A 24,901-nucleotide genomic window follows, 5' to 3' on the forward strand; every position below is an offset into this window, starting at 1 on the left:
CTGACCGCGCCGTTTCGCGGCGCAGACGTGGCGGGGCAGCGACATTTGTCTGGCGGGCTGGTGCGTGAGAGAAGCCATTCGCGGGCCAGTCAGCTTTTTCCTCCAACTTTCAGCTTCAAGCTTCCAGCTGCCTTTATAATCCTGCCCTTTCGCGCAGGCTCGGCCTGCATGGTTTGACTGACCCAGGTAGGTTCATGGACAGCATCAATTCCCGTATCGCCGCTGAACTGGGCGTGCGCCCGCAACAGGTTGCCGCCACCGTGGCGCTGCTCGACGAAGGCTCTACCGTGCCCTTCATCGCCCGTTACCGCAAGGAAGTCACCGGTAGCCTCGACGATACCCAGTTGCGCCTACTCGAAGAGCGCCTGCGTTACATGCGCGAGCTGGACGATCGCCGCGCATCAATCCTCGCCAGCATCGAGGAACAAGGCAAGCTGACGCCCGAACTGAAGCGCGAGATAGACCTCGCCGACACCAAGACCCGCCTCGAAGACCTCTACCTGCCCTATAAGCAGAAGCGCCGCACCAAGGGCCAGATCGCCCTGGAAGCCGGTCTTGGCGAGCTGGCCGATGCGATCTTCGCCAACCCCGAGCTTAATCCTGAGAGCGAGGCCGCACGCTTCGTCGACGCCGAGAAAGGCTTCGCCGACGTCAAGGCGGTCCTTGAGGGCGCCAAGTACATCCTCATGGAGCGTTTCGCCGAAGACGCCAACCTGCTGGCCAAGCTGCGTGATTTCCTCAGCCAGAACGCGACCCTGAGCGCACGCGTGGTGCCGGGCAAGGAGAACGAAGGCGCCAAGTTCAGCGACTATTTCGAGCACGACGAGCCGCTCAAGAGCGCGCCGTCGCACCGCGCCCTGGCGATCTTCCGCGGCCGCAATGAAGGCGTGCTCAGCGTCAGCCTGAAAGTCGGTGACGAGGCGCCGGGCACCATGCACCCGGGCGAAGTGATGATTGGCGAGCGCTTCGGCATCGCCAACCGCGGCCGTGCCGCTGACAAGTGGCTGGGCGAGGTGGTGCGCTGGACTTGGAAGGTCAAGCTCTACACCCATCTAGAGACCGATCTACTCGGCGAGCTGCGCGAAAAAGCCGAAGACGATGCCATCGGCGTCTTCGCCCGCAATATGCATGATCTATTGCTGGCCGCACCGGCCGGCCCGCGCGCCACCCTGGGCCTGGACCCGGGCCTGCGCACCGGCTGCAAGGTCGCGGTGGTCGATGCCACTGGCAAGTTGCTCGACACCGCCACCGTCTACCCGCATGCACCGCGCAATGATTGGGATGGCACCCTCGCCGTGCTGGCCAAGCTCTGCGCAAAGCATGCCGTCGACCTGATCGCCATCGGTAACGGCACGGCCAGCCGCGAGAGTGACAGGCTGGCCGCCGATTTGATCAAGCAGGTACCGGGCCTCAAGCTGACCAAGGTGATGGTCTCCGAAGCCGGCGCCTCGGTGTACTCGGCCTCGGAGCTGGCGGCCAAGGAATTCCCCGATCTGGACGTCTCGATTCGCGGTGCGGTGTCTATCGCCCGTCGCCTGCAGGACCCGCTAGCCGAGCTGGTGAAGATCGAGCCCAAGGCCATCGGTGTCGGCCAGTACCAGCACGACGTGTCCCAGCTCAAGCTGGCGCGCTCGTTGGATGCGGTGGTCGAGGACTGCGTGAACGCTGTCGGCGTCGACGTCAACACTGCCTCGGTGGCTCTGCTGGCGCGCATCTCTGGCCTGAACACCACACTGGCGCAGAACATCGTGGCCTACCGTGACGCCAATGGCGCCTTCACGGCGCGCAGCGAGCTGAAAAAAGTGCCACGCCTGGGCGACAAGACTTTCGAACAGGCCGCCGGCTTTCTACGTGTCATGAACGGTAGCAACCCGCTCGACGCCTCGGCCGTTCACCCGGAAACCTATCCACTGGTCAAGCGCATTGCCACGGATACTGGCCGCGACATTCGCTCACTGATCGGCGATTCGAGCTTCCTCAAGCGTCTCGATCCGAAGCAATTCACCGATGAAAGTTTCGGTCTGGTCACCGTCAGCGACATCCTTCAGGAACTGGAAAAGCCCGGCCGCGATCCGCGCCCGGAGTTCAAAACGGCCGAGTTTCAGGAAGGCGTGGAGAAGCTCAGCGACCTCACGCCCGGCATGGTGCTCGAAGGCGTGGTGACCAACGTGACCAACTTTGGTGCCTTCGTCGATATCGGCGTGCATCAGGACGGGCTGGTGCACATCTCGGCGCTATCGGAGAAGTTCGTCAAGGATCCTTACGAAGTGGTCAAAGCCGGCGATATCGTCAAGGTCAAGGTCATGGAGGTGGACATCCCACGCCAGCGCGTCGGCCTGTCCATGCGCATGAGCGACACCCCTGGCGAAAAAGCAGACAACATGCGCGGCGGCGGCAACAACCGCAACGGCCAGGGCCGCGGCGAGCGTAAGCCGAGCAAGCCCGAAGCCAAGCCTGCACCGGCCAACAACGCCATGGCCGCGCTGTTCGCCAATGCCAAAAACCTGAGGAAATAAACCGTGAGCGCGAAAGCCGAAGCGATCGGCAGCAGCAGCGCCTTCGGGCGCTTGCTAGGCCTTGAGATTCTCAAAGCGGAAGGCGGCGAGGCCATCCTCAGCCTGAAGATGCATGACGGCTTGCGCAACCTGCACGGCAAGCTGCACGGCGGCGCGCTGTTCTCATTGATCGATACCGCCATGGGTCAGGCGAGCCATAGCCTGGGCGATGGCTCGCCGAACAGCGTGACCCTCGAATGCAAGGTCAACTACATCCGCCCGGTGACGGACGGCGAGTTGCTCTGTCGCGCCTGGGTGGTGCATGGCGGGAGACGCACTCAGGTGCTGGAAGCCGAAGTTCATCAAGGCGAGAAGCTGGTGGCCAAGGCGCAATCAACCTTCGCCTGCCTCTGAAAGCGGCAGGCAACACGCTACGAGCGTCAACTAAGCACACCGAGCCCTCTCTTGTGGCTTGAAGCTTATCGCTCGCCGCCCCATATTGTGCCGACTGATGCGTGAAGGAACCCAAACTTGAGCGACCTCCTCTCCCACCGCCTGGCATTGTTGGCCGAGCACCCTAACCTTCCGCTGCTTTTACAATGCCTGCACGGGATCGAGCGCGAGTGTTTGCGCGTCGATGGCCATGGCGAGCTGGCGTTGACGCCGCATCCGCGTGCACTGGGCTCGGCGCTGACGCATCCGAAGATCACCACCGATTATTCCGAGGCGCTGCTGGAGTTCATAACCGGCACCGAGATAGATCCGGAGCGGACGCTGGCCGAGCTGGACGCGATCCATCGCTACACCTACAGCAAGCTCGGCGACGAGTTTCTCTGGAGCCCGTCGATGCCCGGCCATCTGCCGGAAGAGTCGCAGATTCCCATCGCCGAATATGGCAGCTCCAATATCGGCCGGCTCAAGTATGTCTACCGCCAAGGCCTCGCGCTGCGCTATGGCAAGACCATGCAATGCATCGCCGGCATTCACTACAACTTCTCGTTGCCTGAAGCGCTGTGGTCCGTGCTGCAGGCTGACGAAGGTGACGACCGCCCACAGCAGGACTATCAGTCCTGGCGCTATATCGCCCTGATCCGCAACTTCCGACGCTACAGCTGGCTATTGATGTACCTGTTCGGTGCCTCGCCGGCGCTGGACGCGAGCTTCATGCGTGGCCGGTCGCACCAGCTCGAGCAACTCGACGAAGACACCCTCTACCTGCCCTGGGCTACCAGCCTGCGCATGAGCGATCTGGGCTACCAAAGCAATGCTCAGGCGGGCCTCACGCCGTGCTACGACGACCTGCCGAGCTACACCAGCAGCCTGCACAAGGCGGTCTCGACGCCCTATCACGAGTATGCGGCGCTGGGCACCAAGGACGCCGACGGCAACTGGCAGCAGCTCAACACCAACGTGCTGCAAATCGAAAACGAGTACTACTCGAACATCCGCCCCAAGCGGGTCACCGCCAGCGGCGAGCGGCCGTTGCATGCACTGCGCGCACGGGGCATCCAGTACATCGAAGTGCGCTGTCTGGATATCAACCCCTTCCTGCCGCTGGGCATCGACGTCAGCGAAGCACGCTTTCTCGATGCCTTCCTGCTGTTCTGCGCGCTGCAACAGAGCCCATGCCTGGTCGAAGGCGAGTGCCGCGCCAGCAACGATAACTTCCTAAAGGTGGTCAAGGAGGGCCGCAAGCCGGGGCTGGAACTGCGTCGCGGTGGCGAGAACATCACGTTGCAGGCCTGGGCCAGCGAGCTGGTCGACGAAATCGGCAAGGTGGCAGCGCTTCTGGATCAGAGCAACGGCGATGAACAGCATACTCTGGCCCTCGCAGCCCAGCGGGCGAAGATCGCCGACAGCGCCCTGACACCCTCGGCACAGGTACTGGACGCGCTCCGCAACAATGGCGAAAGTTTCAGCGAGTTCGCCCTGCGCCAGACACGCCAGCACGCCGATTACTTCCGCAGCCACACCTTGCCTGAAGCCGACATGGCCTGGTTCGACGGGACGGCACGTGACTCGCTGGCACAACAGGCGGAAGTGGAGGCAAGCGATACGCAAGATTTCGACAGCTTCGTCGCGGACTACCAGCGCAGTTTGACCCGCCTCGCTTCACCATAAACGGTATTTATGTCCTGCTATGGCCGCTCTGGAAAGGTTGTTAGAGCGGCTCTGCGGGATCGCTGCCGTTTCGCTTGAATCTTTTGCACCCTCCGTTCTCTCCAATGTTCTGCCCCGGCGCTCGGCTATTAACGCGCAGCGGCACTTGAACTAGAAAAAGAACAAGAGAGGTGCGTTCATGTCCCTGTTCGACCTGTTGGTCTCGGCCCGCAAAGGAAGCCTGACCATGGCCATTACCGTCGCTTTACTGATCGGCTTGATTGTCCAGCTTGACCAAGCGATTACCGATCGAACTGCTCTCCTTTCAAGTGCAACGGTGAGCAAGGCACACGGAGCGGCGCCGGACACGACGCCGTATTGAACCGAGATGGCATGGCGGGGAGGTCGCCATGCCGCTCACAGCGCCTTTTCGAAAATCTTCGAGTTCCGCTGGAAGTTGTAAAGCGAGGCCCGCGCCGCCGGTAGACGCTCGACTCCGCTGGGCTCGAAGCCGCGCTCGCGGAACCAGTGCGCCGTGCGCGTGGTAAGCACGAACAGGGTCTTCAGACCCAGCTTGCGTGCCCGCGCCTCGATGCGCTCGAGCAGTTCGTCGCCGCGCCCGCCATGGCGGTATTCCGGGTTCACGGCCAGACAGGCCAGCTCACCGGAATCCGAATCGGCGATCGGGTAGAGCGCGGCGCAGGCGATAATCAGTCCATCGCGCTCAACAATGGTGAATTGCTCCACCTCGCGTTCCAGCACCTCGCGGGATCGCCGCACCAGGATGCCCTGCTCTTCCAGTGGCGTAATCAGATCGATTAGCCCGCCGACGTCTTCGACAGTCGCCTCACGCAGCTGCTCGAATTGCTCCTGCGTCACCAGGGTGCCGTCGCCACCATCGCGAGTGAACAGCTCGTTGAGCAGCGAGCCGTCTTCGGCGTAGCTGATTACATGGCTGCGCCGCACACCACCTTTACAAGCCTGGGCGGCGGCATCGAGCAGCTCGGCCTGGTAGGTGCCGACGAGGCGTTCCAAATAGGCCGGGATCTGCGGCGGACGCAGCTCGCGTACGAGCTTGCCGCCTACATCACGCAGGCCGCGCTCGGAGCCGTAGAGCACCAACTTGTCGGCCTGCAAGTCGATGGCGGCGCGAGTGGCGATATCTTCGCAAGCGATGTTGAAGATTTCCCCCGTGGGTGAATAGCCCAGCGGTGACAGCAACACGATAGTCCGCTCATCGAGCAGCCGACCGATGCCCTTGCGATCGACGCGACGGACTTCCCCGGTGTGCTGGTAATCGACCCCATCGTGCACGCCGATGGGCCGAGCGGTAATGAAGTTACCGCTGGCCACACGCAAACGCGCGCCCTGCATTGGCGAGGCCGCCATGTCCATCGACAAGCGGGCCTCGAGGGCGATACGCATATGGCCGACGGCATCGATCACACATTCCAGGGTCGCCGAATCGGTGATGCGCAAGTCGCGGTGAAAGCGCGGCTCGATGCCCCGAGCGGCCAGCCGCGCTTCGATCTGCGGGCGCGAGCCGAACACCAGCACCAGACGCACGCCGAGGCTGTGCAGCAGCACCAGGTCGTGGACGATATTGCCGAAATTCGGATGCTCCAGCGCATCGCCAGGCAGCATGACCACGAAGGTGCGGTCGCGATGCGAATTGATATAGGGCGAAGAGTCGCGAAGCCAGGTGACGTAATTGTGCATTGCAAAAGCCTTAGGTAACCGCTTGTTCAGTCCGGAAGCCGGGTCGAGTGATGGGAGGCAGGGAGCAGATCCATGCCGCGATTCGGAAATCGCCGAACCTGCTCCTATCCTCGGCTTGGTTGCAAGCAGTAGTGTTCGATCATTGCGCGCAACAACCTCACGGTGGGTTCGATTCTGTCGAGATCCAAGTATTCGTCCGGCTGATGGGCACAGGCGATGTCGCCCGGGCCGAGCACCAGCGTTTCGCAGCCAAGCTGCTGAAGATAAGGCGCTTCGGTAGAGAAGGCCACTGCCTCGGCAACGTGGCCGGTCAGCCGCTCGGCCAGTTTGACCAGCTCACCATCGGCGGGCTGGTTGAAGGCCGGCACGCTGGGGAACAGCGGCGCGAGATCGATCTTCACTTGATGCTTCTCTGCGACCGGCCGCAAGCGCTCTGAAATCGCTGCGCGCAATGATGCCGGATCCATCCCAGGCAACGGTCGCAGATCGTATTCCAGCGAGCATTGCCCACAGATGCGATTGGGGTTGTCTCCGCCATGGATACAGCCGAGGTTGAGCGTTGGCTGCGGCACATCGAACAGGGGATTGTGGTACTCGTCCTGCCACTCGCGGCGCAACGTCATCAGCTCACCCATGGCCTCGTGCATCGCTTCCAGCGCGCTATGGCCATAGGCCGGATTGGAGGAGTGGCCACTCTGCCCATGGATCTCGATGCCCTCCATCATGATGCCCTTGTGCAAGCGCACTGGCCGTAATCCGGTGGGCTCGCCGATCACCGCGGCACGCCCCAATGGCCGCCCCGCGTCGGCCAACGCGCGCGCGCCGGACATCGAGCTTTCTTCGTCACAGGTCGCCAGGATCAACAACGGCTGCTTGAATGGCTGATCGAGCAGGGGTAGCACGGCTTCGATGATCAGTGCGAAGAAGCCTTTCATGTCGCAGCTGCCGAGGCCGTACCAGCGATCATCAGCCTCGCGCAGACGCAACGGGTCTGCGGTCCACAGCTCACCGTCGAAGGGCACGGTATCGCTATGCCCGGCCAGCACCAGCCCGCCCGGTCCGGTGCCGTAACTGGCGAGCAGGTTGAACTTGCCGGGCGTGATTTCCTGCGTTTCACAGACGAAACCGAGATCGCCCAGCCAGCCGGCGAGCAGGTCGATGACCGGCCGATTGGTCTGGTCCCAATGCGCCTGGGTGCAGCTCACCGAAGGCGCAGCAATCAGAGCGGCGAACTGATCTTTGAACGAGGGGATGGGCACCGGCAGTCTCCTACAGACGGAAACGAAGGCGCTCAGTGAAACATGAAATACGCCGCCGCAGCGTCCCCTACGGGGAAAAACTGCGGCCAGCGATGCGAATCAGACGAAGATCGCCTTGAGGATGGTAAAGAACAGGATCGCCAGGAAGGCGCCCGCCGGCAGGGTAATCAACCAGGACATGAAGATCGATCCGACCACGCCCAGGTTAAGGGCACCGATACCGCGGGCGATGCCGATGCCCAGTACCGCGCCGACCAGCGTGTGGGTGGTCGACACCGGCAAGCCGATCGCCGAGGCGCCTACGACCGTAGTCGCAGTCGCGAGCTCGGCAGCGAACCCACGGCTCGGGGTCAGCTCGGTGATTTCCTGGCCGATAGTGGCAATCACCTTGTAACCGTAGGTCGCCAGACCGATGACGATGCCCACGGCACCTAGCAGCAACACCCAACCCGGCACCGCCGACTTGGCTGCAATCTCGGCCGCGCCGCCGGACTGGATGACCCCAACCACGGCGGCCAGCGGCCCGACCGCATTGGCGACATCGTTGGCGCCATGGGCGAAGGCCATCGAGCAGGCGGTGAAGATCATCAGTACGGCGAAGACTTTCTCCACGCTGGCGTAATGAAAACCCCGATCCGCCTCTTCATCGACCTTGATCCGCGACAGCAGCGCGACGCCAATCAAAGCCACCAACACACCAATGGCGAGCGCCAGCAGGATGCCCTGCCCGCTGGTCAGCGACAGGCCGACGTGCTTGAGGCCCTTGGTCACGGTCATCAGCGCAACCATGAAACCGGTCAGAAACATGTACAGCGGCACGAAACGTTTGGCATTGAGGAAAGGTTCATCGGTGTTGATGATCAGCTTCTGCACGCTCATGAACAGGCCGAAGGCGACGACACCCGAGAGCATTGGCGTCACCACCCAGCTCGCGACGATTGGCCCAATAGCGTTCCAGTGCACCGCTTCGGTGGATACGCCGACCGCTGCAAAGCCAATCACCGCGCCGATGATCGAATGCGTGGTGGAAACCGGCCAACCTTTGAGGGTGGCGATCATCAGCCAGGTGCCCGCGGCCAGCAATGCCGACATCATGCCCAGCACCATCAGATCGGGCGAGATGATTTCGGCGTCGACGATGCCGTTCTTGATGGTCTCGGTGACTTCGCCACCAGCCAGGTAGGCGCCGCAGAACTCGAACACCATGGCCACGACAATGGCCTGCTTGATGGTCAGTGCACGAGAGCCGACCGAGGTGCCCATGGCATTCGCCACGTCGTTGGCGCCGACGCCCCAGGCCATGAAGAAACCGAAGGCGCAGGCAAGAACCAGGAGTACGAAGCCGTATTCCGCAATAAATGACATAAAAAATTACCTGTTGAACCCAGAAAGGACGCTGGCGCCTCAGCGCGCCAGCAGTTGTTCCAGACGGTTGCCGACACGCTCGGCACGGTCAGCTACGTCACCGATCCATTCGATGATCTTGTAGAGGAACATTACGTCTACTGGAGGTAATTCCTTTTCCAGCTTGAACAGGGCACGGCGCACCGTGATCTGCATGCGGTCGGTTTCACGCTCGATCTCCTCGAGCTCTTCGACCATCTTTTCAACCAGCGTGGCTTCACGGCCGGCGAAACCTGTTTCGAGCAGCGAATCAAGCTCCTTGAGCGCCTTGAGCGCCTGACAGCTGGCGTCGACGCTACGCTGAACGAACGCCATCATCTCCGGCTGCAGGGCCGGCGGTATGGTCATGCAGCGGCCCAGCATGAGGCCGGCGATGTCCTTGGCACGGTTGGCAATTTTGTCCTGTACACTCAGCAGCTCCAGCAGATCCGAGCGCGGCACCGGCAGAAACAGGCTTTTCGGCAGATGCTGACGGACGCTCTTCTTGAGCTTGTCGGCCTCGTTTTCCAGTCGGGCCATTTCCTTCTGGATCAGCTCGACCCGCTCCCAGTCTTCTGCTGTGATCGCCTGGAACAGCGGTACCAGGTTGGCGGCACATTCGTGAGACTTGGCCATGTGCTGTTGCATCGGCCCGATTGGCGAGCGTCCAAACAGGCTGACGAAAGGATTGATTGGCATAGGGAACACCCCGGCTTCAGAAGGCGGCAAGTATACGGACGACCTCAAAGGGCCGCTACCGCGTGACATCAGTCACACTCAACATAGGCATCATCTCGGCATCATGCAGAAAGAAACCGAAATCAAACTGCGCGCGAGTCGCGAAACCCTGCTGGCGCTGCGTGATCACCCGCTGCTGAAAAAGCGCAACAAGAGCGGCTGGCAGCGGCATGAATTATTCAACCAGTATTTCGACACGCCCGCCCGCGAGCTTGCTCAGGCAGAGGTCGCGTTGCGCCTGCGCCGCGACGGCGAGCAATTCATCCAGACCTTGAAAAGCCGTGGCCAAAGCGTTGCCGGCCTGTCCGAGCGCAACGAGTGGGACTGGTACCTGGACAAGGCCAAGCTGGATACCAAAAAGCTCACCGACGACTGCTGGCCTACCAGCCTCGCCGAGCTGGACAAGAAGACACTGAAACCGATCTTCACCACCGATTTCGTCCGCGAAAAAGCGGAGATCGCCTGGGGTCGCGGCAAGGCCAAGGTAGTCATCGAAGCAGCACTGGACCTGGGCAAGGTCTCAGTGGGCAAACAGAGCGAGGAAATCTGCGAACTGGAGCTGGAGCTGCGCCAGGGCGAACCCGAAGCCCTGCTGGAACTGGCCGCCGAGCTCGCCGCTGATCTCGCGCTGATGCCTTGCGATATCAGCAAGGCCGAGCGCGGCTACCGCCTGTATGACACCGATAGCTATTCGCTGAGCCTGCCAGCACCGCAGCTCGAAGCGACCATGCCGTTGGATGACGCCTTCGCTGCCCTGGCGTGGCAGCTCTTGGGCAACAGCCAGCGGCTCGCCGAACAATATCGCTTCAACGGCCATTGGAAGCTGCTCGCTGAATGGTTGCAGCAACTTATCGAACTGCGCGCGTTGCTCAGTAGCCTCGGTCAGGCCGCACCGCGCGCCACCAGCCGTGAACTGCGCGAGCAACTCGACGCGCTGATCCAGGATTGGCGGCCGCGAGTGGACGCCGGTCGGGATGACGAAAGCGTGCGTCAGACGGCACCCGAACAGTTCGCCGCTGAGCTAGCCGAGCCGCGCTGGGGTCTGTTCTCGCTCCGTGCCTCGCTCTGGCTGCTGCGCCGGGGCTGGACCGCCGAGCGTAACACCCGTGGCAACCGCCAGGGTGCAGCCGAGCTGGGCAACTGGCTGCCACGCCTGCTGGGCGAAGAAGCCGAGGCACTGCAACTGCTGCGTTACCAGCAGCAGCCTGAAGACCTTGCCGAACAACGGCCGCGCATGGAGCGGCTGCTGGTCTGGCTGCACCTGGCCCGCGCGACCTTGGAGCTGCCGGAAGCCGACCGTCTGTATGGTGAATTGGGCAAGCTGTACGAGCTTGCAGGACAACCGCTGAGTGACGAGCTGCTCGATGCGCGTATCGAGCAGGCTCGCGTTGTGTCGACGGTCAAGACTTGGAAGATGCTGACCAAGTAGGCTGGTGGCCAAAGCGCAGGGTGGGCCGGGCGGCGTTGCGCTTTAGCCCACCGCTTGTTCGCACACACTGCCGTGGCCAAAGCCTCGCCTGCCTGTTGCAGGCCCGCCGCGACCTTGGTGGGCTGAAGCCCACCCTACGAAACTGAAGCCCACCCTGCAAACAGAGTAAACGCAGGGTGGATCTCGCTTCACCGATCCACCGGGTGGCGCTCACCGAGCGGTGGTTACGGACCATGCCAAAAGCCGCATTTACCCTGCTTTTCCCCGATCCGGCATCCTAGGGGCGCCGTCACTCATCGACGACGCACCGACGAATTCGCAAAGCTGAACTGCTCAGCGAGACAGAGCGCGCGTTTCGCGGCAAGCTTGACCTTCGCTCCAGCCACGACCAAAGAGCCCATGTCTGTGTTGAATTCACCTGCCCAGGATCGCTTCCTCGACCTCAATGACCTGCTGCGTGACTTGGTCACCCAAGGGCGCTTGTCGCAGGAAACCGCCGAGCAATGCATGACCCTGCGGCGCAGTGCAGCGAACAGTCATCAGCATCCGCTGGAGTTCCTCGCAGCCCAGCAACTCGACGACCTGAAACGGCCGGCGAAGAAACTCGACCTGGAAAGCCTCACCCTCTGGCTCGCCGAGCAGGCCGGACAACCCTACCTGCGCATCGACCCGCTGAAGATCAACGTCGCAGCCGTCACCCCCCTGATGTCCTATGCATTCGCCCAGCGGCACAAAATCCTGGCGGTGGCGGTGGACAGCTCGGCGGTGACGATTGCCAGCAGCCAACCCTTCGTTAAAAGCTGGGAAGCCAACCTCACCCACGTGCTCCAGCGACCGATCAAGCGCGTGGTGGCCAATCCGGTCGACCTGCAGCGCTTTACCGTCGAGTTCTACCGCCTGGCCAAGTCGGTCAGCGGCGCCACCGCAACCGACCAGAAGGTCAGCGGCACGGGCAACTTCGAGCAACTGCTCAACCTCGGCGCCAGCGACCAGGAGCCGGACGCCAACGACTCGCACATCATCAACATCGTCGATTGGTTGTTCCAGTACGCATTCGATCAGCGCGCCAGTGACATCCACATCGAGCCTCGTCGCGAACAGGGCACCGTCCGTTTCCGCATCGACGGCGTGCTGCACAATGTTTATCAGTTCCCGCCGCAGGTGGCGATGGCGGTGGTTAGCCGGCTGAAGACGCTGGGGCGGATGAATGTCGCCGAGAAACGCAAACCGCAGGATGGCCGGGTCAAGACCAAGACGCCGGACGGCGGCGAAGTCGAGCTGCGCCTGTCGACGCTGCCGACCGCGTTCGGCGAGAAAATGGTGATGCGCATCTTCGACCCTGAGGTGCTGCTCAAGGGCTTCGACCAGCTGGGTTTTTCCGCTGAAGACCTGCGGCGCTGGCAGAGCATGACCGGGCAGCCCAACGGCATCATTCTCGTGACCGGCCCTACCGGCTCGGGCAAGACCACGACGCTGTACACCACGCTCAAGCAACTGGCGACGCCGGAAGTAAACGTCTGCACCATCGAAGACCCCATCGAGATGATCGAAGGCGCCTTCAACCAGATGCAGGTGCAACACAACATCGAGCTGACCTTCGCCAGCGGCGTGCGTGCGCTGATGCGCCAGGACCCCGACATCATCATGGTCGGCGAGATCCGTGATCTGGAAACGGCTGAAATGGCGATCCAGGCAGCGCTGACCGGCCACCTGGTGCTGTCGACCCTGCACACCAACGACGCACCGTCAGCGATTACGCGGCTGTTGGAACTGGGCGTGCCGCACTACCTGCTGCGGGCGACGCTGCTCGGGGTCATGGCCCAGCGTCTGGTGCGTACCCTGTGCCCTCACTGCAAAGCACCGGTTCAGCTCGATGCCGATGACTGGCAGGCCCTGACCAAACCCTGGAACGCGCCGCTGCCGAGCAACGCGCAGCAGGCTATTGGCTGTATCGAATGCCGCGATACCGGCTATCGCGGGCGTGCCGGGGTCTACGAAATCATGTTGCTCAATGACGCCATCAAACCGCTTATCACCGCCGATACCGACCTCATCGCCCTGCGCCGCCAGGCGTTCAAGGACGGCATGCACAGCCTGCGGCTGTCCGGTGCGCAGAAGATCGCCGCGGGGCTGACTACCTTGGAGGAAGTTCTACGAGTGACGCCGCAGAGCGAGCAGAAATAGGCCGGGCTGGACGCTGGGCGAATCGTAGGGTGGATGTCGATTTTGCATCTACAGACACTGCCCGGTGGATCGATAAAGCGTGATCCACCCTACGCCAGACGATGCCTTGTTCGCGACCCCACCTGCTAACCGTAAAGTCAGCCCTGCCTCGCCGCCAATATTCCCGCGACCCGCGAGGGTTCGCAGTTCAGGTAGGCCGAGGACTGCAACCACTCCTGATCCGGATACCAGGAAAACATGAATTGGCCGCCCTTTAGGCTATCGACCACCATGCGCGCCACTTCGGGGCGCACCGCGGGGCAACCCTGACTGCGGCCGATGCGGCCTTGGGTCGCTATCCAAGCGGGATTCACATAATCGGCCGGATGAATCACGATGGCCCGCTCACGCGCCAGATCGTTCACGCCGGGTTCAAGTCCGTCCATACGCAGCGAGTAGCCGTGCTTGCCGCTGTAGCTCTCGGCCGTGCGGAACAGACCGATACTCGACTGATGGCTACCGAGCACATTGGAGAAACGCGTGGCGAGGTTCTCGCCGGATTTCATTCCGTGAGCGACAAAGTCTTTTAGCAACAATCGCCGCTGTTGCAGGTCGAAAATCCAGAGTCGTCGTTCCGACGAGGGCAGCGAGAAGTCAATTACCGCTAGCCGCTGCGACGGGCTGGCGCCGTTGTTTACCGCGCATTGCATGGCTGCGACGGCGTGCGTGAGCACTTTAGCGTCGAGCGTGGGAGCCAGCGGGGCCAGGCGATCCACGATCGGTTGATAGGAGGGGCTGGCCGCCAGAAGCGGCGTAGACAGGATCAGGCCTGCCAAAAGACAAAGGCGCCGGAACGAAACCATCATGTGCTGAACTACCTCACCGACGCCTAGGCCACACATCCCTTTTGGCTGGCGCCTTACACGCTGCGGCCCGGGAGGCGACAGCGAAACAGGTCAGACGGGAGCGGACAGGCTCCCACTTCGTCTGACAGATCATTTTGTAGTGACCCGGCTGGGTCTGGTTTCTTCCCAAACCGCAGCGGATCAGCGGCGCAGTCTAGCAGTCGGTGGGATGACCGGGAGTGAAGCGTTGTACAAAAAACATGCATTTCGTCTGGTTAGCGCTGTGTTGCTCGTACCCGTTCTGGCGGTGGCGCAACCCACCAGCGAGCCATACAACGCCATCCGCACCGCCCTGCAGGCGCTGCCCAGCGTCTGTGAGGGTCCCGTTGCCGAGATCGATCAAAGCGCTCTGCCGCAGCTGACCGAACTCTATCGCCGTCACCAGTTCGCAGCGTTGTGGACCTCCTACGCGCAACTTGATGAACTGCTCGAGCAACTCCATGGGCTGGATGACGACGGGCTTAATTCAGCGATCTACCATCCCGAGGCCATTCGTCACGCCATGCAGACGGCCACGGCCGAACCGTTGCATCGCGAGTGCAGCGACATCCTCGCCTCACACGCCTATCTGCTGGCGCTGCGGCACCTGACTCAAGGGCGCTTGCCGCAGGATCGTCTAGAGCCGGTCTGGCGCAGCCCCAACGCCGCGGCCCAACAAGAAGCGGACGCCCGCTTACTGGAAATCGCCGACGACGGTCTGACGCATCTCGCGCAGGCCTTCGACAGGGCGCGCCCGGCGCTCGAGCAGTACCACAACCTGCGCAAGGCCCATGCGCGTCTGCGCGCCGAACCTGCGCAGCGATGGCTGCCGATCCCGCCGGGCCCGACCTTGCGCCCTGGCATGTCGGACCCGCGAGTGCCGCTGTTGCGCCAGCGCCTGGCCAGCGACGGCTATCTGGTTGACGTGGTCGCTACGGGGGAGCTTGAGGCGCGCTACAGCCGCCCTGTCGAGCAGGCACTCAAAGCCTTTCAAATCCGCCACGGACTGCAGGATGACGGCGTACTGGGCGCCGATACACTGGCCGCGCTGAACGCAACGCCGAGCGACCGGCTGAATCAGCTGAAAATCAACCTGGAACGGTTTCGCTGGCTGTCTCGCGACATCGAGGCACGCTCGCTGCTGGTCGACATCGCCGGCGGACGGGTCATCTATTTTCGCGACGATCAACCACTCTGGGAGGCTCGCAGCCAGGTCGGCCGCGACACCCGGCAGACGCCGGCGATCAAGTCGACGGTCACCCGCCTCACCCTCAACCCGACCTGGACCGTGCCGCCGACCATCCTGCGCGAAGATAAACTGCCCAAGATCCGTGAGGACTTGGGCTATCTCGCCAGTCAGAACCTGCAGGTGCTCGACTACCAGGGCAATATCCTGGACCCGGAGCACATCGACTGGAGCAGCCCCGGCAGGATTCTCCTGCGTCAGGCAGCGGGCCCCGACAATCCGCTCGGACGTCTGGTCATTCGTTTTGCCAATCCCTTTTCGATCTACCTGCACGACACGCCGAGCCAGGGCTTGTTCGCCCGTTCTCAGCGCGCATTCAGTTCCGGCTGCGTCAGGGTCCAGTCGGTGATGCAGTTGGTCGATCTGCTACTGACCGATGGTGAGCACGACCGATTCACTCGATTGCTCGCGACGGGCCAGACGCACGAGCTCGGTTTGGCCGAACCCACTCCGATACTTCTGGCGTACTGGACAGCCGAAGCGGATAGCGCCGGGCATGCGCACTACCGGCCAGACATCTATCATCGCGACCCCGACTTGCTGGCCGCACTGCTGGCCACCGACCGGCTACAGTTACTCGAGGGGCCGCCGCCCGACGTCAGTGGCCGGTAGTCACCAGGCAACGGGAGACCGAGCGGCCGCAGGCCCGCGACCGGACCGGCGGCACTGGCAGGTTGTCCGCTGGCCAAGGTTTACTTGCCACAAATCCCACCCAGAGTATCTTTCGCAGCCGCAACTACCGACAGATGATCAAGCAGCACCGCTACACGCAATTGCTCGGGCCATACGGCTGAGCACGTCATTCTCGCCGCCATGGATAGCCGAGCAGAAATCGTGAATCTGGAGAACCAAGACAACAACACGGCGAGCGGGGCCAACCCACCGGCCGCGCCAAGCCGCTACCGCACCATTAGCATCCCGCCAGAAGCGGTGTTCGACGATCTGGCACTGCTCGCGGCGGAGCTGTGCGGCTGCTCCAGCGCGGCCATCGTGTTCATCAACGGCGATCGTCAGTGGCTCAAAAGCTTCATCAGCAACGAAGACGATCCCCAAGAGCCGGACCGGGCACTCTGCGCCCGCGCAATCAGCTGTTCACAATCCCTGGTGATCCCCAGTCTGGCCGATGAGCCACTCGCCGCAGGCCTGTCCGGCTGCTTCGCCGCCGCGCCGCTGCACAGCCCGGAAGGTTTGCCGCTCGGCACCCTGTGCGTGATGGACAGCCAGCCGCAGCAGCTGTCGGAGCGGCAGCTTGCGTATTTGCAGACGCTGGCCCATCAGCTCATGGCGCTGCTGGAGCGGCGCCGCGACCTCGCAGCCAACGAGAATGATCCGAGTAACGAGGGCGCGTTGAGTTATGCGGCCTCGGTTCGCGAGGCCGAGGAGCGCTATCGCGCATTGGTCGACCTCAGCCCTCAGGTGATCTGGCAATGCGATGCCAGCGGCTCGCTGATTTTCTGCAATCGCTACTGGTGCGACTTCACCGGTCTGTCGACCAGCGCATCGGCCGGCTGGGGCTGGTTGAACGCCGTCGCGCCGGACCACCGGGAGGCGGTGCTGCAGCAATGGAGCTCGGCGCTGAAAAGCGGTAAATCGGGCAGCTTCGAAGTGCCCCTGCTCGCTGCCGACGGATGCCCGCGCTGGTTCCAGGGCTCCGGCGCGCCAGTCTACGACCAGGACGGTCGCCTGTTGCACTGGGTGCTGGTGGCCCAGGACATACACGAGCGGCGCCGCGCCGAGACCGAACGGCTGGAAAGCGAGGCGTTTACCCGCAGCCTGCTGGACTCGGCCAGCGAGGGCTTCTATTCCGTCGATACCCGCGGCTTCGTCACCCTGTGCAACGAGGCTTTCGTCAGACTGCTCGGCTTTGCCAGCAAGGATCAGGTGCTCGGCCAGCAGATCCATCAGGTCATTCACCACAGCCACCCCGACGGCTCGCCCTATGCCGTCGAGGATTGCCCGATCCAGCAAACCGCCAGCACCGGCGAGCCTGCGCATGTCGAATACGAACTGTTCTTCCGACAGGACGGCAGCAGCCTGCCGGTGGAGTACCGGGTCGCGCCGCTCTACCGCGATGGGGTATTGCAAGGTGCGATCTGCACCTTTACCGATATTAGCGAGCGCGCGCGCGGCGAGGCGCAGCAGGCCTACCTGCTGGATCTCAGCGACCATCTTCAGGACACCGATGGCCGTATCGAGCTGACCGATATCATGGCCGAGCAACTGGCCCCACTGATGTCGATCGAGTGCATTGCCAGCGGTCATCTCGACGAGCGCGATGGCTTGGTCATCGACCAGTACTGGCCCCCGGACGCCGGCAATCACGCCGAGCCGTATCTGCTTGGGGAATGCGCGCAAATCCTGCACCTGCGGTTGTCGCAGGGCCTTATCGTGCCGTTCGAAGACCTGCTGGACGAAGCTGGCTGTCCTGAAAATTGCGACGCCCTGCATGATCATCTCGGCTACCGCAGCCTGTTGCTGGCACCGCTCCTGGAACAGACCGCCAATTGCGCCTTTCTACTGTTCGCTAGTCGTCAACCAAGACCTTGGAGCCAAGCCGATATCTCGCTCGTGCGCGAAGTGGCCGAGCGCATCCGCGCAGCCGCGGACCGCACGAGGGCGCGCAAGGCTCTGCTCGAGGCCGAACAGCGGGTCAGCCTGGCCAACGAAATCGCCTCGATCGGCGTCTGGGAGTACAACTTCGAGCGCAACACGCTGCATTGGGATGCGCAGCTCAAGACGCTTGCCGGACTCGCCCCGAACGAGTCGGCACTGTCCGTCGACGAATTTCTCGCACGGGTCCACGCCGATGATCGGCGCATCCTGCTCGATGCCTTCCGCAACGCCCTGGAAGGCGTCGGTGACGGCGAGTTGAATCTCGATTATCGAGTCTATGACGAGACCAGCGGCCGATTCCGCTGGTTGACCAACCGCGGCCGGCGCCTGCTCGATGCCGACGGCGGAATACGCCTGCTCGGTACCGCCCGGGAAATCACCGCCGAACGCAACGCAGAGCTGAAGCTGCTGCGCATGAACGCCCTGCTCGAGGAACAGATACAGGAGCGTCAGATAACCGGGCAGCGACAATCGGTACTGATGGAACTGGGCGATCTGCTACGCGGACAGCCGGACAGCGCCACCATCGTCGCGGCGGCTGTGCGCGCCTTGGGCATGACCCTCAACGTAACCCGCGCCGCCTTCCTGACCGTCGACCCCGGTGGCCAGTACGCCACTATCGAACGCTACTGGAGCGACGGTGCGCTGGGTGATTACAGCGAGCACATGTGCTTCGCCGATTACGGCGACTTCGTTTACGACCTGCAGAATGACGAACTGGTGGTGGTAGACGACGTCCTGCATGACACCCGCACCGCCGCGCAAGCGGCAAGCTTGAGGCTGCGACGCATACAAAGTCTGGTCTGCGTGCCGCTGCAGGAACAAGGGCGCCTGAGCGCCGCACTGATCTTGCTGCAGGACCGTCCGCGACAGTGGGCCGAAGACGACATTTCCTTTATCCGCGAAGTCGCCGACCGCGCCTGGACCGCAGACGAGCGGATGCGCGCCGAACAGGCCTTGCGCGCCAGTGAAGAGCAGTTCCGTACCCTTGCCGACAACATGAGCCAGTTTGCCTGGATGGCGGACCCGACAGGGCGCATCTATTGGTACAACAAGCGCTGGTACGATTACACCGGCACCACCTTTGAAGCCATGCGCGCGCTGGGCTGGCGGTCGGTGCACCATCCCGATCACCACATGCGTGTCAGCGCCTCGATGAAGCGCGCCGTAGCCATCGGTTCGGTTTGGGAAGAAACGTTTCCGATGCGTGGCAAGGACGGGCAGTACCGCTGGTTTCTCGCACGCGCCGTACCCATTCGCGATGACTTCGGCCAGGTCACGCACTGGTTTGGTACCAACACCGACATCACCGCACAGGTGGCGGCCGAAGAAGCGCTACGCGAGCTCAACGACAACCTCGAGCGGCGCGTTGCCGAGCGCACCCGCGAATTGGCGGAGATCAACCACCTGCTGCATGTGGAGATGGGTGAGCGCGCGCGCGCCGAGGAAACCCTGCGCCATGCGCAGAAGATGGAAGCCATCGGCCAGCTCACCGGCGGCCTCGCTCACGACTTCAATAATATGCTGACCGGCGTGCTGGGCGCGCTCGATCTGATCCAGCGCCGGGTCGCCAGCGGACGGTTGAGCGACCTCAGCCGCTATGTCGATGCGGCGACCAGTTCGGCCAACCGTGCCGCGGCTCTGACCCACCGTCTGCTGGCATTCGCCCGCCGCCAGTCACTCGACCCACAACCGGTGGATGTCAACCAGCTGGTGCGGTCGATGGAGGACATGCTGCGCCGGACCATGGCCGAGCACATCCAGCTCGACACCGTTTTGCAGTCGGATCCCTGGCAGGCCTACACCGATGCGCACCAACTGGAAAACGCCCTGCTCAATCTGGTGATCAACGCCCGCGACGCCATGGGCGACGGTGGCAGGCTGGTCATTCAGACCGGTTGCGTACAAATCAGCGATTCGCAGCCCGACGGCCCCGAGCCGGGCGACTACGTCACCCTCAGTGTCGCCGACAATGGGTCCGGCATGCCGGCTGAAGTGGTCGCCAAGGCTTTCGATCCGTTCTTCACCACCAAGCCCATCGGCCAGGGCACCGGCCTCGGCCTGTCGATGGTCTATGGCTTCGTCAAGCAGACCGGCGGCCATGTGCGTATCGACAGCACGCCTGGTCAGGGCACGCTGATCACTTTGTTCCTGCCCCGCAATCGGACCCAGACGCAACAGCAGGAGGATCATCACACCCCACCCGTGGCGATCCAGGGCGCCCAGGCCAATGAAACCGTGCTGGTAGTAGAAGACGAAGCCGCCGTTCGCATGCTGGTGGTCGAAGTGCTGCAAGAACTGGGCTACCAGGTTCTCGAAGCCGTGGACGGCGCCAGCGCGCTGCCCCATTTGCAGGGCGATCAGCGTATCGATCTGCTGGTCAGCGATATCGGACTGCCGGGTCTCAACGGCCGACAACTGGCCGAGATAGCCCGCCAGCACCGGCCGGCGCTGCGCGTGCTGTTCATCACCGGCTATGCACCGAACGCCGAGGTTCGCGGAGAGTTCCTCGCCCCGGGCATGGACATGCTGGCCAAACCCTTCAGCATCGACATGCTCGGCGCCAAGGTTCGCCAACTGATCGAGCGCAGCGGATAACGACGAGGAACTCTGCCAGCCGCCGCGCACTCTCTAAAGGAGAATCAAGCGGAGGCATCAATCATGCGCAAGACCCTACTGGCAGCGATTACTCTTAGCTGCATTCCCTTTGGCGCGGCAATGGCGGACGGCGACTTCGTCCGTCAGATTCTGTCTTCGGGGGCGACTACCGCCTCCACTTACATGACCTCCCGCGACGACAAACTGGTCGCTGCCGCACGCGAGGACGCCGGCAGCTTCGTGGCCAGCGACGGCGCCATTCGCGGTCCCTATCTCGAAGCGATGCTCTTGAAGATACGCAGTGAGCAGCCTCAGCTGCAGGCGAGCGACATGCAACTGGCGAGCGCCATTCTCGCAGCCGAACAGCAGTAATCACGAAGCTGGCCGACCGGCTCTGGTCGGCCATATCGCTCCGCGTGCGGTCAGACGGCGGGCGAGCTCTGCCATTCATCCACTTGCAGCATCCGGAGGAAACATGAAAAAAACCGCATCCGCCATCTGGCAAGGTGACCTGAAAACGGGCAAAGGCACCATCAGCACCCAGAGCGGCGCCCTGAAGGACAATCCCTACGGCTTCAACACCCGATTTGAAGACACACCTGGCACCAACCCCGAAGAGTTGATCGGCGCAGCCCATGCCGGCTGTTTCTCCATGGCGTTGTCGATGATGCTCGGCCAGGCCGGTCTGACCGCCGAGCGTATTGACACCAAGGCGGAAGTTACCCTGGACAAAGATGGCGAAGGTTTCTCGATCACCGCGATCGCCCTGACCTTGAAGGCCAAGGTTCCCGGCGCCGACGACAATCAGTTCCAGCAAATCGCCAATCAGGCGAAGGAAGGTTGCCCGGTATCCAAAGTCCTCAACGCCCAGATCAGTTTGAGCGCAACCCTGGAAAGCTGATACGACGGGCTGTAACGAAAACGCCGCCCAGTGGGCGGCGTTTTCGTATCGGCAGAGCTGAGCGCTTAGCCGCGGATGTTGTAGATGTCTTTTTCGTTCAGCTCGGCGTACCCGTACAGGCGCTTGAGATAGGCGCTCTGCTGCTCCCAGACCTTACTGGCAACCGGATCGGCTGCAGCGGAGGCATCGACCACTTCGGCCGCGACGTCCTTCAGGCGGGCCAGCACGTCATCGGGCAGACGACGCACTTCGACGCCCTGTTCGCGCAGCTGCTCCAGTGCTTCCATGTTCTTGGCGTTGTAATCGTCGAGCATGTCGCCATTGACTGCACGAGCAGCGGCCCGAACGATAGCCTTAAGATCCTCCGGCAGGGTTTCCCAGGCCTTGAGGTTGACGTCCAGTTCGAAGGTCACGTTCGGCTCCTGCCAGCCTGGCGTGTAGTAGTACTTCGCCGCTTTGTGCAGGCCCAGGGCCAGGTCATTGTACGGGCCGATCCACTCGGTGGCGTCGATGGCACCGGTCTGCAGCGCGGTGAAGATCTCACCGGCCGGCATGTTCACCACGGTCCCACCCATCTTGGTCAGCACTTCGCCACCCAGACCCGGGGTACGCATCTTCAGACCGTTGAAGTCGTCGACCGAATTGATCTCCTTGTTGAACCAACCAGCGGTCTGTACGCCGGTAGCGCCGCACGCCATCGGCAATACACCATAAGGCTTGTACACCTCCTCCCAAAGCTCCATGCCACCGCCGCGGTGCAGCCAGGCGTTCATTTCCTGAGCGTTGGGGCCGAACGGCAATGCGCAGAAGAATTGTGCGGCCGGAACCTTGCCTTTCCAGTAGTAAGGCGCGCCATGCCCCATCTCTGCGGTACCGCGTGAAACAGCGTCGAACACTTCCAGTGCCGGAACCAGTTCACCCGCGGCGTAGACTTTGACCGTCAGGCGGCCATCGCTCATTTCATTGACCAGCTTGGCGAAGTTTTCCGCGCCGACGCCCACACCGGGGAAGTTCTTCGGCCACGAGGTAACCATCTTCCAGTTGAATTTTTCGGCGCTTGCGCTGCCTTCGGATTTGGCTGCGGTCTTCTCGGTTTCCTTGTTGCAACCCGCCAGTGCGGTTGCAGCCAGACCGACACCTGCGGCGGCCAGAATTTGACGACGTTTCATGGGTCACTCCTTGTTGTTGTAATGCTGAATATCGGAACCCCCGAACTCAGGTGGTTCTAGCTATCATATGGCTATCTCTCACTCAAGCACTGCGACTACGTACATTCACTACGTACGTAGTACTGCCGGTTGCGGCTCCGGCGCGCAGCCGCCTAGAATCGCCGGCCTTCTGGGCCATAACAATAAAGGATCTGCCATGTCGAAACACGCCCCTCCACTGCTCGGTCTCGCCAGGGTGATCGACGCCGTGAACGCCCGCTTCGGACAGGCATGTGCCTGGCTGACAATATTTTTGGTCCTCGGCACCGCCGTCGTCGTGGTGCTGCGCTACGGTTTCGGCATCGGCGCCGCGGCGCTGCAGGAAGCCGTCCTCTACGCGCACGCGTTGGTCTTCATGGGCGCCGCCGCCTGGGTCCTGCAGCGCAACGGCCACGTTCGCGTCGACATCTTCTATCAGCGTTTCAGCCCCCGCTACCAGGCCTTGGTCGAAGTGCTCGGCACTCTGCTGTTTCTTCTACCCGTCTGCCTGTTTCTCGGCTGGGCGAGCTGGGACTACGTCGGCAATTCCTGGGCGACGTTTGAAGCCTCCAGTGAAACGGGCGGGCTTCATTTCGTCTACCTGCAAAAAAGCATCATCTTGGTTCTGGTCTTCTGCCTGGCCCTGCAAGGCATTGCCGAGATCATCAAGGCAGGCTACATCGTAGCCGGTCGCATGCCGGCGCCGGAGGTGAAGCATGGTTGAGCTGATGGCGATAATGTTGTTCGTCTGCATTTGCGCAGCCTTGATGGCCGGCTACCCCGTGGCGTTCACCCTTGGCGGCGTCTCGCTGCTGTTCGCCGGTATCGGCGTAGTCACCGGCACCTTCGACGCTGGCTACCTGAGCGCCCTGCCGAACCGTCTGTTCGGCATCATGAACAATCAAACGATGCTGGCCGTGCCGCTGTTCGTGTTCATGGGCGTGATGCTGGAAAAAAGTCGTGTAGCCGAGGACCTGCTCGAGTCCATGTCGCGGTTGTTCGGCACCCTGCGCGGCGGTCTGGCGATTTCCGTCTGCGTGGTGGGCGCGCTGCTCGCGGCCAGCACCGGCATCGTCGGCGCTACAGTCGTAACCATGGGGCTGCTGGCATTGCCTACCATGCTGCGCCGCGGCTACGACCCTGCCATCTCCACCGGCACCCTCGCGGCCACCGGCACCCTGGGCCAGATCATTCCCCCGTCGATCGTGCTGGTATTGCTGGGTGACGTGATGTCCAGCGCCTATCAGCAAGCGCAATTGAAGATGGGCATCTTCTCGCCAAAGACCGTCTCAGTCGGAGATTTGTTCGTCGGCGCGTTGCTCCCGGGCCTGCTGCTGGTTGGCATGTACATTCTCTACATCATCGCCGTGGCGATCTTTCAGCCGAAGAAACTGCCGGCGCTGCCGCAGGAAGAGCTTGGCCCGATCGAGTGGGGCAAGCTGATCAACGCGCTGGTGCCGCCGCTGCTGCTGATCAGCGCCGTGCTCGGCTCGATCCTCGCCGGTTACGCGACCCCGACCGAAGCCGCCGCGCTGGGCGCGCTGGGCGCGATGGTGCTGGCCCTGTACAAGCGCAAGCTGAACTTCGGCCAATTGCGCGAGGTGGCTTATGGCACCACCGAGATCAGCGCCATGGTGTTCCTGATCCTGATCGGCGCATCGCTGTTTTCGCTGGTGTTCCGAGGATTTGGCGGCGAAGTGTTGATCGAAGACGTGTTCGCCCAGCTTCCAGGCGGCGTACTCGGCGCCTTCTTCGTGGTCATGCTGGTGATCTTCCTGCTGGGCTTCATCCTCGACTTCATCGAAATCACCTTCGTGGTGGTGCCGATCGTCGGGCCGGTACTGCTGGCCATGGGGCTGGATCCGGTATGGCTTGGCGTGATGATTGCGTTGAACCTGCAGACGTCCTTCCTCACGCCGCCCTTCGGTTTCGCGCTGTTCTACCTGCGCGGCGTGACGCCCAAATCGGTGCCCACCAGCACGATCTACAAAGGTGTCGTCCCCTTCATCCTGATTCAGCTCCTGCTGCTGGTAGTCGCCTACCAGTTCCCTGGGTTGGTCACCTGGCTGCCCGAGCAGATTTACGGCAAATAGTCCCGTGCAGACGCCCGTTTCGACGGGCGTCTGACTTTTCGGCAACCGGTTTTGGCGCGATCATACGCACCATGCCACCATCGCCGAGCCCTC

18 protein-coding genes are annotated in these 24,901 nt (G+C 62.4%); 12 read left to right on the top strand and 6 right to left on the bottom strand.

The window, feature by feature from the left end; translation table 11 throughout:
* Positions 1-194: 194 nt before the first annotated feature.
* The 4 genes from CH92_RS20395 (at position 195) to CH92_RS20410 (ending at position 4,977) form a co-directional block, all read left to right on the top strand.
* On the top strand, positions 195-2,516 hold the full coding sequence (locus CH92_RS20395; RefSeq protein ID WP_025243610.1) for a Tex family protein: 2,322 nt from the start codon (positions 195-197) through the stop codon (positions 2,514-2,516).
* Positions 2,517-2,519: 3 nt separating this feature from the next.
* Entirely contained in the window at positions 2,520-2,909 is a 390-nt protein-coding gene (locus tag CH92_RS20400; RefSeq protein WP_025243611.1) for a PaaI family thioesterase, read from the top strand.
* 117 nt (positions 2,910-3,026) lie between these two features.
* Positions 3,027-4,616, top strand: coding sequence for a glutamate--cysteine ligase (gshA, locus tag CH92_RS20405; RefSeq protein WP_025243612.1), 1,590 nt, complete (start codon positions 3,027-3,029; stop codon positions 4,614-4,616).
* Positions 4,617-4,794: 178 nt separating this feature from the next.
* Complete coding sequence (locus CH92_RS20410; protein WP_025243613.1) at positions 4,795-4,977, top strand: hypothetical protein; 183 nt, start codon at positions 4,795-4,797, stop codon at positions 4,975-4,977.
* A 35-nt stretch (positions 4,978-5,012) separates the two neighbouring features.
* Here CH92_RS20410 and argA read toward each other — a convergent pair whose 3' ends face one another.
* From argA to CH92_RS20430, 4 genes are all read right to left on the bottom strand, one after another.
* Positions 5,013-6,314, bottom strand: a complete 1,302-nt coding sequence (gene argA / locus CH92_RS20415) for an amino-acid N-acetyltransferase (RefSeq protein ID WP_025243614.1) — start codon at positions 6,312-6,314, stop codon at positions 5,013-5,015.
* A gap of 104 nt (positions 6,315-6,418) precedes the next feature.
* Positions 6,419-7,573 (bottom strand): acetylornithine deacetylase, encoded by a 1,155-nt coding sequence (gene argE / locus CH92_RS20420; RefSeq protein WP_025243615.1) that lies wholly within the window; start codon positions 7,571-7,573, stop codon positions 6,419-6,421.
* A gap of 99 nt (positions 7,574-7,672) precedes the next feature.
* Complete coding sequence (locus tag CH92_RS20425) at positions 7,673-8,938, bottom strand: inorganic phosphate transporter (RefSeq protein ID WP_025243616.1); 1,266 nt, start codon at positions 8,936-8,938, stop codon at positions 7,673-7,675.
* A 39-nt stretch (positions 8,939-8,977) separates the two neighbouring features.
* Entirely contained in the window at positions 8,978-9,655 is a 678-nt protein-coding gene (locus tag CH92_RS20430) for a TIGR00153 family protein (protein WP_025243617.1), read from the bottom strand.
* A 103-nt stretch (positions 9,656-9,758) separates the two neighbouring features.
* Between CH92_RS20430 and CH92_RS20435 the strand changes: the two genes are divergently transcribed.
* Positions 9,759-11,123: an inorganic triphosphatase gene (locus tag CH92_RS20435; RefSeq protein ID WP_025243618.1), complete on the top strand. Its 1,365-nt coding sequence runs from the start codon at positions 9,759-9,761 to the stop codon at positions 11,121-11,123.
* A gap of 399 nt (positions 11,124-11,522) precedes the next feature.
* Positions 11,523-13,307 (top strand): GspE/PulE family protein, encoded by a 1,785-nt coding sequence (locus tag CH92_RS20440; RefSeq protein ID WP_025243619.1) that lies wholly within the window; start codon positions 11,523-11,525, stop codon positions 13,305-13,307.
* A gap of 137 nt (positions 13,308-13,444) precedes the next feature.
* On the opposite strand, the gene CH92_RS20445 is transcribed toward CH92_RS20440, so the two are convergent.
* Positions 13,445-14,152, bottom strand: coding sequence for a murein L,D-transpeptidase catalytic domain family protein (locus CH92_RS20445; RefSeq protein WP_025243620.1), 708 nt, complete (start codon positions 14,150-14,152; stop codon positions 13,445-13,447).
* A 226-nt stretch (positions 14,153-14,378) separates the two neighbouring features.
* Between CH92_RS20445 and CH92_RS20450 the strand changes: the two genes are divergently transcribed.
* The 4 genes from CH92_RS20450 to CH92_RS20465 all read left to right on the top strand — a co-directional run bounded on the left by CH92_RS20450 (position 14,379) and on the right by CH92_RS20465 (position 21,528).
* Positions 14,379-16,028 (top strand): L,D-transpeptidase family protein, encoded by a 1,650-nt coding sequence (locus tag CH92_RS20450; protein ID WP_025243621.1) that lies wholly within the window; start codon positions 14,379-14,381, stop codon positions 16,026-16,028.
* 222 nt (positions 16,029-16,250) lie between these two features.
* Positions 16,251-20,627 carry a PAS domain S-box protein gene (locus CH92_RS20455; RefSeq protein ID WP_038623604.1) on the top strand — a complete coding sequence of 1,459 codons (4,377 nt, stop codon included), beginning with the start codon at positions 16,251-16,253 and terminating at the stop codon, positions 20,625-20,627.
* Between the two features lie 63 nt (positions 20,628-20,690).
* Entirely contained in the window at positions 20,691-20,999 is a 309-nt protein-coding gene (locus tag CH92_RS20460) for a DUF2388 domain-containing protein (protein ID WP_025243623.1), read from the top strand.
* 103 nt (positions 21,000-21,102) lie between these two features.
* Complete coding sequence (locus CH92_RS20465; protein ID WP_025243624.1) at positions 21,103-21,528, top strand: OsmC family protein; 426 nt, start codon at positions 21,103-21,105, stop codon at positions 21,526-21,528.
* Between the two features lie 65 nt (positions 21,529-21,593).
* Here CH92_RS20465 and CH92_RS20470 read toward each other — a convergent pair whose 3' ends face one another.
* Positions 21,594-22,697 carry a TRAP transporter substrate-binding protein gene (locus CH92_RS20470; RefSeq protein WP_025243625.1) on the bottom strand — a complete coding sequence of 368 codons (1,104 nt, stop codon included), beginning with the start codon at positions 22,695-22,697 and terminating at the stop codon, positions 21,594-21,596.
* A 196-nt stretch (positions 22,698-22,893) separates the two neighbouring features.
* On the opposite strand from CH92_RS20470, the gene CH92_RS20475 reads away from it, so the two are divergent.
* Positions 22,894-23,439 carry a TRAP transporter small permease subunit gene (locus CH92_RS20475; RefSeq protein WP_025243626.1) on the top strand — a complete coding sequence of 182 codons (546 nt, stop codon included), beginning with the start codon at positions 22,894-22,896 and terminating at the stop codon, positions 23,437-23,439.
* Positions 23,432-24,808, top strand: coding sequence for a TRAP transporter large permease (locus CH92_RS20480; protein WP_025243627.1), 1,377 nt, complete (start codon positions 23,432-23,434; stop codon positions 24,806-24,808). The genes CH92_RS20475 and CH92_RS20480 overlap by 8 nt, the downstream gene beginning before the upstream one ends.
* Positions 24,809-24,901: the final 93 nt, after the last annotated feature.

This window comes from Stutzerimonas stutzeri, from assembly GCF_000590475.1.
GTDB classification, from domain to species: domain Bacteria; phylum Pseudomonadota; class Gammaproteobacteria; order Pseudomonadales; family Pseudomonadaceae; genus Stutzerimonas; species Stutzerimonas stutzeri_D.